Raw genomic sequence first — 10,598 nt, 5'->3', positions numbered from 1 at the left:
AGTTTTCCGTTTCGACTGCGCCGGAAGTGGGGCGAATTATAGACTTCCAGAATCTGCCGTCAACACTTAATTTTGCTTTTCTATCAATGAGTTGCAGAAAGCCGAAAAAACAGTGTTTCCCCCCTCTATATAGAGGGGGGAAACACCGCTTCTATATAGAAGGAACCTTCAGAGCACTCCAGCTTCTTTGAAAGCAGCAACGGCGGCAGCCTCAAGACCCAGCACTCGCTGCAAAACCTCAAGCGTGTGCTCACCCAATAGCGGAGGGGCGCTACGGTACTCCACCGGCGTCTCGGACAAGCGAATGGGACTGGCAACCTGCGGCACCAACCCAGCCAGCGCATGAGGAAGCTCGATCGCCAAACCGCGCGCCTTAACCTGCGGATCGGCAAATACCTGCGACAAATCGTTGATCGGCCCGCACGGCACACCCGCCAGCTCCAGCTGCGCCACCCACTCGGCAGTGGTCTTGAAGACCGTAGCCTGACGAATCAGCGGAATCAACACCGCACGATTCGCAACACGAAGCTTGTTCGTCGCAAACCGTGGATCATCCGCCCACTGCGGCTGACCAGCCACTTCGGCGAACTTGCGGAACTGCCCGTCATTCCCCACCGTCAGGATGAAGTCACCATCCGCGGTCGGGAAGTCCTGATAGGGAACGATGTTCGGGTGAGCATTACCCAAGCGCTTGGGAGCAATGCCGGTAGTCAGGTAATTCATCGCCTGGTTAGCAAGGCACGCGACCTGAACATCCAACAGCGCCATATCAATGTGCTGACCACCGCCCTCATGCTCCCGATGAGCCAGCGCCGCCAGGATCGCAACCGTCGAGTAGAGCCCTGTCAGAATATCCGTCAGCGCCACACCGACTTTCACCGGCCCGGCACCGTCATCACCTTCAGGGCGACCGGTCAGGCTCATCAAACCACCGAGCCCCTGGATCATGAAGTCATAGCCAGCACGCCTGGCATAAGGACCGGTCTGGCCGAAGCCAGTGATCGAGCAATAGATCAGATCAGGATTGATCGCCTTGAGCGTTTCGTAGTCCAGCCCATAGGCCGCCAGACCACCGACTTTGAAGTTCTCGATCAGGATGTCGGACTTCGCGGCTAACTCACGAACCAGACGCTGACCTTCGGCCTGAGTAAAGTCGATGGTCACCGACTGCTTGTTGCGATTGGCCGACAAGTAATAGGCGGCCTCGCTGGTGTTCTCGCCGTAAGCGTCCTTAAGGAAGGGCGGCCCCCAGGCGCGAGTGTCATCGCCATTGCCTGGGCGCTCGACCTTTATAACTTCGGCGCCGAGATCCGCGAGGATCTGCCCGGCCCAAGGCCCGGCCAGTACTCGCGATAAATCCAGTACCCGCAAATGCGATAACGCACCCATGGCCGCTCTCCTATTAATAGAACGCCTGGAGACCGGTCTGCGCACGACCCAGGATCAGCGCGTGAACGTCATGAGTCCCTTCATAGGTGTTCACTACCTCAAGGTTGACCAAATGACGCGCAACACCAAATTCGTCGGAGATACCATTACCGCCCAACATATCGCGAGCCATGCGGGCGATGTCCAACGACTTGCCGCAAGAGTTGCGCTTCATCATCGAAGTGATTTCGACGGCAGCCGTGCCTTCATCCTTCATACGCCCCAGACGCAGGCAACCTTGCAGGGCCATGGTAATTTCAGTCTGCATGTCCGCCAGTTTCTTCTGGATCAACTGAGTGGCAGCCAAAGGCCGGCCAAACTGCTGACGATCCAGGGTGTACTGGCGAGCGGTGTGCCAGCAGAATTCGGCTGCACCCAGAGCGCCCCAGGCGATGCCATAACGGGCGGAGTTCAGGCAAGTAAAAGGGCCTTTCAAACCGCGGACATCCGGGAAGATGTTCTCTTCTGGAACGAATACGTTGTCCATCACGATCTCACCGGTGATGGAGGCACGCAGACCGACCTTGCCGTGGATCGCCGGAGCACTAAGGCCTTTCCAGCCTTTCTCAAGGACAAAGCCACGGATATCACCGGCGTCATCCTTGCCCCACACCACAAATACGTCAGCGATCGGACTGTTGGTGATCCACATCTTGCTGCCGGTCAGGCTATAGCCGCCTTCCACTTTGCGTGCACGAGTGATCATCGAGCCCGGATCGGAACCATGGTTCGGCTCGGTCAGACCGAAGCAACCAACCCACTCACCGGTAGCCAGTTTCGGCAGGTATTTCTGTTTCTGCGCTTCAGTACCGAACTCGTTGATCGGCACCATGACCAACGAAGATTGCACGCTCATCATCGAGCGATAGCCAGAGTCGATGCGCTCGACTTCACGAGCGATCAGCCCATAGCTGACATAGTTCAGGCCGCTGCCGCCGTACTGCTCAGGAATGGTCGCCCCCAGCAGACCGATCTCGCCCATTTCGCGGAAGATCGCCGGATCGGTTTTCTCATGACGGAACGCTTCAAGAATACGTGGAGCCAGCTTGTCCTGAGCAAACTGAGCAGCGCTGTCGCGCACCATGCGCTCTTCTTCGGTGAGCTGTTGATCCAGCAGCAGGGGATCGATCCAGTTGAAGCTAGCTTTACCGGCCATGAGAGAGTCCTCGCGAAGTAGGTCAAATATCGTGGACTGATCCTAGGCGCCACTGGCGCATTGGGCAAACGAGGATTTTGCATACTGTTGTGCTAATTTCTCACTCCGTAATAGCCTTAGACGCCACCTATGCCAACTATTAGTGAGGTTGCCGTACATGCGCAGGAAGATACCCAGCACTGCCGCACTGATCAGCTTCGAAGCGGCAGCCCGTCATGAGAGCTTTACCAAGGCCGCTCAAGAGTTATCGCTGACTCAAGGAGCGATATGCCGACAGATCGCCAGCCTGGAGGAGTTCCTCAGCGTCGAACTGTTCCGACGCTCACGACGCGGCGTCAAGCTGACCGAAGCAGGGCTTTCCTACAGCCGGCGCGTAGCAACGCAACTGGATGCTGTTGAACGGGACACGCTGTCAGTGATGGGCCAGCAGGGCGCCAACGTCATCGAACTGGCGGTCGTGCCGACCTTTGGTACTCAATGGCTGCTGCCGCGACTCAAGGACTTTCAGCAGCAACATCCGGAAGTCACGGTCAACCTGACCAACCGCACACGACCCTTTCTGTTTGCCGACACCGATTTTGACGCAGCGATTTATTTTGGTGACGCCGATTGGTCCGGTACCGAGTCCCACAGGCTGATGGGCGAAAATCCGATGCCGGTGTGCAGCCCGAGATTACTCGGTGATCACACGCACCTGAGCGCCGAAATGATTGCCGACCTGCCGCTGCTGCAGCAGACCACGCGCCCTTACGCCTGGCGCCAGTGGTTCGACTCACAGCACCTGAATGTCCCCCGCGACATGACAGGTCCGCGTTACGAGCTATTCTCCATGCTGGCTCAGGCGGCGATGCATGACATGGGCATCGCACTGATCCCACCGTTCCTGATTCAGCGTGAGTTGGCGGAGAAACGACTGGTGATTGCCAACCCTCAGACCCTGTCGAGCATCAAGGCCTATTACCTGATGATTCCTGACCGAAAGGTCGAATCAGCCTCTTTACGCGCATTTCGCGATTGGCTGGTCAACCAGGCACACAGCTACAACCTAGAAGGGCAGGGCTTATTCGCCACAAGCTGACCTCGTAGTCAGCAAATTTAAAGCACTACAGATATAAGTATTTGTCGCATTTAAACAGACTGTACCCTCGGGAGGCACAATCGTCCCACAAGCGCCTAACGGCGTGGCTTTGCGGCCTTGATTCAAAGCAATGCTGCGTCATTCACGGCGCCGATGTGTAAATTCCTGGATTTTGACAGGAACCCTTACAAGGCACGGCCTACAAGGGACCTAGGCGGACACTTGCGACATTCGGTCACAGGGTGACTTGTAGTTAATTTTCCGTCACCCGTCATAATCCCTTGAAGGGCACAAAGTTCGCCTGCAAAATGCCGCGCCCCGCCCGAAATACGGCGGGGACGTGCTGATCGGCCGCCCCAGTCGCACCCTCCGTAGTGCGCTGGCCTTCCAAGAATGATCGAAAGCAATAAGATCAAGCAGGAGATTTGACGTGCACATTGGTGTTCCTCTCGAAACCCAGACCGGTGAAACGCGGGTTGCTGCAACCCCGGAAACCATCAAGAAGCTGATCGGCCAGGGTCATAAAGTCACTGTGCAAAGCGGTGCCGGCATTAATGCCAGCGTTGTCGACAGTGCTTATGAAGCGGCAGGCGCAATGATTGGCAGCGCCAATGATGCTTTTGGCGCAGAGCTGATTCTCAAGGTCGTCGCACCCAGCGACAGCGAACTGACCCTGATCAAACGCGGCACCGTGCTGGTTGGCATGCTCAACCCGTTCAGCAATGAAACCATTGCCAAACTGGCCGAGTGCGGCATTACCGCGTTCTCCCTGGAAGCGGCGCCGCGCACCTCCCGCGCGCAAAGCCTTGATGTGCTGTCCTCTCAGGCGAACATCGCCGGCTATAAAGCCGTGTTGCTGGCCGCCCATTACTATCCGCGCTTCATGCCGATGTTGATGACGGCCGCCGGCACCGTGAAGGCCGCTCGCGTGCTGATCCTTGGCGCCGGCGTGGCAGGCCTGCAGGCGATCGCCACCGCCAAGCGTCTGGGTGCGGTGATCGAAGCGTCCGATGTGCGCCCGGCGGTGAAGGAACAAATCGAATCTCTCGGCGCCAAGTTTGTCGACGTCCCATACGAGACCGATGAAGAGCGCGAATGTGCCGTCGGTGTCGGCGGTTACGCACGGCCCATGCCGGCCAGCTGGATGCAACGTCAGGCCCTGGCCGTGCACGAGCGCGCCAAGCAAGCCGACATCGTCATTACCACCGCACTGATTCCCGGCCGCAAGGCACCGGTTTTGCTCAGCGCTGAAACCGTTGCGCAAATGAAACCAGGTTCGGTGGTCATCGACCTGGCCGCTGCGCAGGGCGGCAACTGCCCGCTGACCGTGGCCGACCAGGTGATCGTCGCTCATGGCGTGACTATTGCCGGCCCGACCAACCTGGCAGCACAGGTTGGAGCAGACGCCTCGGCGCTGTACGCCCGCAACCTGCTGGACTTCCTGAAGCTGGTCTTTACACCCGAAGGCCAATTCCAGATCAACCTAGAAGACGACATCGTCGCCGCGTGCCTGATGTGCCGCGACGGCCAAGTCATCCGCAAAAACGCCTAAGCAGGGATTCAGACGATGGAAGAGCTTATCTCCCCCGGTATCTACAACCTGATCATCTTCGTGCTGGCGATTTATGTCGGTTATCACGTGGTCTGGAACGTTACACCCGCGCTGCACACGCCGTTGATGGCAGTGACCAACGCCATTTCGGCGATCGTGATCGTCGGCGCCATGCTGGCGGCGGCGCTGACCGTGACTCCGCTGGGCAAAACCATGGGCACCCTCGCTGTGGCGCTGGCTGCAGTCAACGTGTTCGGTGGTTTCCTGGTGACCCGCAGAATGCTCGAGATGTTTAAGAAAAAAGCCCCGAAAGCCGTAAAAGAAGAGGCGCCCAAGTAATGAGCATGAACCTTGTAACGACGCTCTACTTGATCGCGTCGATCTGCTTCATCCAGGCCCTGAAGGGCTTGTCGCACCCGACCTCGTCGCGACGCGGCAATGTGTACGGGATGCTCGGCATGGCGCTGGCCATCGTCACCACTGTCGGGCTGGTGTTCAAACTCGGCTCCGAGCTGGCCACCGCCGGTATCGGTTATGTGATCGTCGGCCTGCTGATCGGCGGTACTGCCGGTTCGATCATGGCCAAACGCGTTGAAATGACCAAGATGCCAGAGCTGGTCGCGTTCATGCACAGCATGATCGGTATGGCAGCGGTGTTCATCGCCATCGCCGCCGTGGTCGAGCCGCAGTCGCTGGGTATCGTCAAGCAGCTGGGCGATTCGATCCCCGCTGGCAACCGTCTGGAGCTGTTCCTCGGCGCCGCCATCGGTGCAATCACCTTCTCCGGTTCGGTGATCGCGTTCGGTAAGCTGTCGGGCAAGTACAAGTTCCGCCTGTTTCAGGGCGCACCAGTACAGTTCGGCGGGCAGCATAAAATCAACCTGCTGTTGGGCCTGGCAACGCTGGGCCTGGGTGTCACCTTCATGATGACCGGCAACCTCGGCGCCTTCGCCCTGATGCTGGCCCTGGCCTTCGTGCTCGGCGTAATGATCATTATCCCGATCGGCGGCGCAGACATGCCGGTGGTGGTGTCGATGCTCAACAGCTACTCCGGCTGGGCTGCGGCGGGAATCGGCTTCTCGCTGAACAACTCGATGCTGATCATTGCCGGCTCCCTGGTCGGTTCGTCCGGTGCGATCCTCTCGTACATCATGTGCAAGGCGATGAACCGTTCGTTCTTCAACGTACTGCTCGGTGGTTTCGGCAACAGTGCAGACGCGGCCGGCCCAGCCGGTTCGAAAGAAGCCCGCCCGGTGAAATCCGGCTCAGCGGACGACGCCACGTTCCTGCTGACCAACGCCGACACCGTGATCATCGTTCCAGGCTACGGCCTGGCGGTAGCACGGGCGCAGCACGCGCTTAAAGAGCTGACCGAGAAGCTGACCCACCGTGGCGTGACCGTGAAGTATGCGATCCACCCGGTAGCCGGTCGGATGCCCGGCCACATGAACGTATTGCTGGCCGAGGCCGAAGTGCCTTACGACCAGGTATTCGAGATGGAAGACATCAACTCCGAGTTCGGCCAGGCCGATGTGGTGCTGGTGCTGGGTGCCAACGACGTGGTCAACCCGGCGGCGAAGAACGACCCGAAATCGCCAATCGCCGGCATGCCGATTCTTGAAGCCTTCAAGGCCAAGACCATCATCGTCAACAAGCGTTCGATGGCCAGCGGCTATGCCGGCCTGGACAACGAACTGTTCTACCTGGACAAGACCATGATGGTCTTCGGCGACGCGAAGAAAGTCATCGAAGACATGGTTAAAGCCGTCGAGTAAAGACTGCGCAAGCAGCAATACCGAAAACCCCGGCCTTTAGTAGGCTGGGGTTTTTTATTGCCTGCAGAAAACCGACCAAAGGCTCTAAATCAGGGGCCAGCATTCGACCATGGTCGCGGGGCGAATTTTTTCGAAATCACTAGACTGCGCATCTTGCTTCCGTTGCCCGAGATAACCATCCATGTACCGTGATCGTATCCGCTTGCCTTCGTTGTTGGATAAGGTAATGAGCGCCGCTGACGCTGCCGCTCTGATTCAGGACGGCATGACCGTCGGCATGAGCGGGTTTACCCGCGCCGGCGAAGCCAAAGCCGTGCCCCATGCACTGGCCGAACGCGCCAAGGTCACGCCGCTGAAAATCAGCCTGATGACCGGCGCCAGCCTGGGCAACGACCTCGACAAACAACTGACCGAGGCCGGTGTGCTGGCCCGTCGTATGCCGTTTCAGGTCGACAGCACCCTGCGCAAGGCGATCAACGCCGGCGAGGTAATGTTCATTGACCAGCATCTGTCGGAAACCGTGGAACAACTGCGCAACCAGCAACTCAAGCTGCCGGACATCGCGGTGATTGAAGCCGTGGCGATCACTGAACAGGGCCACATCGTGCCAACCACCTCGGTCGGTAACTCGGCCAGCTTCGCGATTTTCGCCAAGCACGTGATCGTCGAGATCAATCTGGCGCACAACCCGAATCTGGAAGGTCTGCACGACATCTATATCCCGACCTACCGTCCGACCCGCACGCCTATTCCGCTGGTCAAGGTCGACGACCGTATCGGCAGCACCGCGATCCCGATACCGCCGGAAAAGATCGTCGCGATCGTCATCACCAACCAGTCCGACTCGCCGTCCACGGTGCTGCCGCCGGACAATGACACCCAGGCCATTGCCGACCACCTGATCGACTTCTTCAAGCAGGAAGTGGCTGCCGGGCGCATGACCAACAAGCTCGGCCCGCTGCAGGCCGGTATCGGCAGCATTGCCAACTCGGTGATGTGCGGCCTGATCGACTCGCCCTTCAAAGACCTGACCATGTACTCCGAAGTCCTGCAGGACTCGACCTTCGACCTGATCGACGCCGGAAAACTGAGCTTCGCCTCGGGCAGCTCGATCACCCTGTCGAGCCGGCGCAATGCGGATGTGTTTGGCAATCTTGCACGCTACAAGGACAAACTGGTGCTGCGTCCACAGGAGATCTCCAACCACCCTGAAGTGGTTCGTCGCCTGGGCATCATCGGCATCAATACGGCGCTGGAGTTTGATCTGTACGGCAACGTCAACTCCACCCACGTCTGCGGCACACGGATGATGAACGGCATTGGTGGTTCCGGCGACTTTGCCCGTAACGCGCACCTGGCGATCTTTGTCACCAAGTCGATTGCCAAGGGTGGGGCGATTTCCAGTGTGGTGCCGATGGTCAGTCACGTTGACCACACCGAGCACGACGTCGACATCCTCGTGACCGAGATCGGCCTTGCCGATTTACGTGGCCTGGCGCCACGGGAGCGGGCGCGGGTGGTGATCGACAACTGCGTGCACCCGGACTACCGCGAAGCGTTGAATGCTTACTTCGAGGCAGCCTGCGCCATCGGCGGACACACCCCGCACATCCTGCGCGATGCCCTCAGCTGGCACATCAACCTGGAAGAAACCGGCAGAATGCTCGCCGTGTGATTGATACAGATGGCAGCTGACGCAAACACAATTTCGTCAGCTCGCCATCGCCAATCCAACATCCTTCAAAAACTGTACTGCTGTACCGGTCATTTCCTACCGTAATTGCCCACACTTCCGAGCCAAACACCTAAAAATGCACTACTAAAGTGCAGATAGGTACAGTTGCCTCGTTTTCGAGCAGTACAGCACCTATTAACAGTTAACTGGTCCCTCACAATACAGGTGAACTGTATCTAGAGAGACTGGCCAAACGAGAGGATCATTGGCATCAGTTAAACCACTACCTAATCCCGCCATAAGCGGAAGGATGTCAACCATGGAACGTACACTCAGTTCCGAAATGTTCTTCGAAGACAACGCTGTAAAAACCCAGGCTTCCATGCCTCTTCGCGTTATCGCCAACCTGATGCTGTGGCAGCGCCGCATCTCCAGCCGCCACCAACTGGCTCGCCTGGATTCGCGTCTGCTGGCTGACGCAGGGATTAGCGAAGCACAACGCTACGAAGAGCTGAGCAAGCCGTTCTGGCGCTAAGTTAGCGTCGCTGGCCCTGACCCACCGGGTCCACCGCCAGCACCCCGAATTGCACACACAAAACCCGTCGTGGGAAACCACGGCGGGTTTTGTCGTTTCAGGGCTGAAAAACGGCGGGTACAGAAGGGCGGTCGCACGACAGGTACAGTTTAAACAACATACAAACTGAACCAGTACAATTTAACACTGGTGTATCTGCTCCAGCGACGGCGAAACGCCGAACATGGTCTCCCAAGGCTGCTCAATCAGCCTGTTCGCGAGGAACACACCATGAATCGGTTACTTGAAGTTCCGCTCCCGCCTACTCGCAAGCCTTCCTTACTCAAGCGTATGGCCCGGTTGATTGCCGCTATCGGTCAAAGCATGGAAAAAGCGCGCACCCGCCGCCTGCTCGCGCAACTTAATGAACAGCAGCTGTCTGACATAGGTATCAGCCATTCAGATCGACTGGTCGAACTGGACAAACCTTTTTGGCGCTAACCGTGTCTAGATGGGGTGACAGGGCTATTCGAACGGTTGAACAACGGCCTAATATCCGAAGACAACGTGGCGAGCCCTGCGCAGGGTATGTCTGATCTCTCAGACGTTACGCATCACGCCGTGGCTGCCCGACGTTATTCTTGGCGTCACTATTTATGGTTTATTCACAGGAGTTACCCCATGTCCCGTCTTCGTCTGCTCAGCATTGCAGCACTGCTGGCTGTGGCTGCCAATTCGCACGCCTCCAGCTTCATTATCACCACTGACACTGTCGTCGGTGCACTCAAGGACAGCTCCGACGCCACAACCAACCTCTCCTCTTCGCTGCGGGACAAGAAGATCGTTCGCGCTGCCCGTGATGACGCTGCCAGCTTCGTAGCCAGCGAAGGCGCCATCCGTGGCGTGCGCCTGGAAAGTGCTCTCGACTACATCCACACACAGGCTCCACAGTTGAAAGCCACTGACGCACAGCTGGCTCAAGCCATTCTGGCGATCTGATCGACGTCGGAAAACGGGGCTCTCAGATTGGGTCCCGTTTCCTCGGCGCTGGCTCTGGTCCGGGCATTGCGCTAGCCTTGGGACTCGTTTCCAACCGTCGAGCCTCATGCATTTTCTTTCAAAACCATTTATCACATCCCTGTTTATCAGCGCCTGCTGGAGCAGTCCTGCCCATGCCCTGGACCTGACTACGCAGAATCTCGTCGTCACCACTTATGTGACAAGCAAGGTGACCTCCGCGCCCTTCGACCATAAACTGCTACTCGCTGCCCACGATGATGCGGCGGCGTTCATTGCCAGTGACGGTCAACTGCGAGGAGCGCAACTGGAGTCCGCCCTGGTTTACCTGCGCCAGACCCAGCCAAAACTTCATGCCAGCGACCTTGAACTGGCACAGGCAATTCTCGTCCAATAGTTATCC

11 protein-coding genes are annotated in these 10,598 nt (G+C 58.0%); 9 read left to right on the top strand and 2 right to left on the bottom strand.

What is annotated here, in order from left to right:
- Positions 1-168: 168 nt before the first annotated feature.
- Together KRR23_RS26890 and KRR23_RS26885 are read right to left on the bottom strand one after the other, a co-directional pair.
- On the bottom strand, positions 169-1,389 hold the full coding sequence (locus KRR23_RS26890) for a CaiB/BaiF CoA-transferase family protein (protein WP_216744899.1): 1,221 nt from the start codon (positions 1,387-1,389) through the stop codon (positions 169-171).
- Between the two features lie 13 nt (positions 1,390-1,402).
- Entirely contained in the window at positions 1,403-2,584 is a 1,182-nt protein-coding gene (locus tag KRR23_RS26885; RefSeq protein WP_216744898.1) for an acyl-CoA dehydrogenase, read from the bottom strand.
- Positions 2,585-2,741: 157 nt separating this feature from the next.
- Between KRR23_RS26885 and KRR23_RS26880 the strand changes: the two genes are divergently transcribed.
- From KRR23_RS26880 to KRR23_RS26840, 9 genes are all read left to right on the top strand, one after another.
- The gene (locus KRR23_RS26880; protein ID WP_216744897.1) at positions 2,742-3,662 is read left to right on the top strand and encodes a LysR family transcriptional regulator; all 921 of its coding nucleotides are present in this window, start codon (positions 2,742-2,744) and stop codon (positions 3,660-3,662) included.
- Positions 3,663-4,092: 430 nt separating this feature from the next.
- Positions 4,093-5,214 carry a Re/Si-specific NAD(P)(+) transhydrogenase subunit alpha gene (locus KRR23_RS26875; protein ID WP_216744896.1) on the top strand — a complete coding sequence of 374 codons (1,122 nt, stop codon included), beginning with the start codon at positions 4,093-4,095 and terminating at the stop codon, positions 5,212-5,214.
- A gap of 15 nt (positions 5,215-5,229) precedes the next feature.
- Positions 5,230-5,553, top strand: a complete 324-nt coding sequence (locus KRR23_RS26870) for an NAD(P) transhydrogenase subunit alpha (RefSeq protein WP_003187010.1) — start codon at positions 5,230-5,232, stop codon at positions 5,551-5,553.
- Positions 5,553-6,989, top strand: coding sequence for an NAD(P)(+) transhydrogenase (Re/Si-specific) subunit beta (locus tag KRR23_RS26865; RefSeq protein WP_054594975.1), 1,437 nt, complete (start codon positions 5,553-5,555; stop codon positions 6,987-6,989). Before KRR23_RS26870 ends, KRR23_RS26865 begins: the two co-directional genes overlap by 1 nt.
- 181 nt (positions 6,990-7,170) lie before the next feature.
- On the top strand, positions 7,171-8,664 hold the full coding sequence (locus KRR23_RS26860) for an acetyl-CoA hydrolase/transferase family protein (protein ID WP_216744895.1): 1,494 nt from the start codon (positions 7,171-7,173) through the stop codon (positions 8,662-8,664).
- Between the two features lie 319 nt (positions 8,665-8,983).
- A complete protein-coding gene (locus tag KRR23_RS26855) occupies positions 8,984-9,199 on the top strand; it encodes a DUF1127 domain-containing protein (protein WP_054594973.1) in 216 nt (71 codons plus the stop codon).
- 270 nt (positions 9,200-9,469) lie between these two features.
- Positions 9,470-9,679: a DUF1127 domain-containing protein gene (locus tag KRR23_RS26850; protein ID WP_054594972.1), complete on the top strand. Its 210-nt coding sequence runs from the start codon at positions 9,470-9,472 to the stop codon at positions 9,677-9,679.
- 180 nt (positions 9,680-9,859) lie between these two features.
- On the top strand, positions 9,860-10,177 hold the full coding sequence (locus tag KRR23_RS26845) for a DUF2388 domain-containing protein (RefSeq protein WP_216744894.1): 318 nt from the start codon (positions 9,860-9,862) through the stop codon (positions 10,175-10,177).
- Positions 10,178-10,283: 106 nt separating this feature from the next.
- Positions 10,284-10,592, top strand: a complete 309-nt coding sequence (locus KRR23_RS26840; protein WP_216744893.1) for a DUF2388 domain-containing protein — start codon at positions 10,284-10,286, stop codon at positions 10,590-10,592.
- Positions 10,593-10,598: the final 6 nt, after the last annotated feature.

The sequence above is a fragment of the Pseudomonas sp. CVAP#3 genome (assembly GCF_018986375.1).
In the GTDB taxonomy this organism is placed as follows: Bacteria; Pseudomonadota; Gammaproteobacteria; order Pseudomonadales; family Pseudomonadaceae; genus Aquipseudomonas; species Aquipseudomonas helvetica.
Note: the sequence above shows the minus strand (reverse complement) of the source record. Positions and strands in the feature narration are given on the sequence as shown.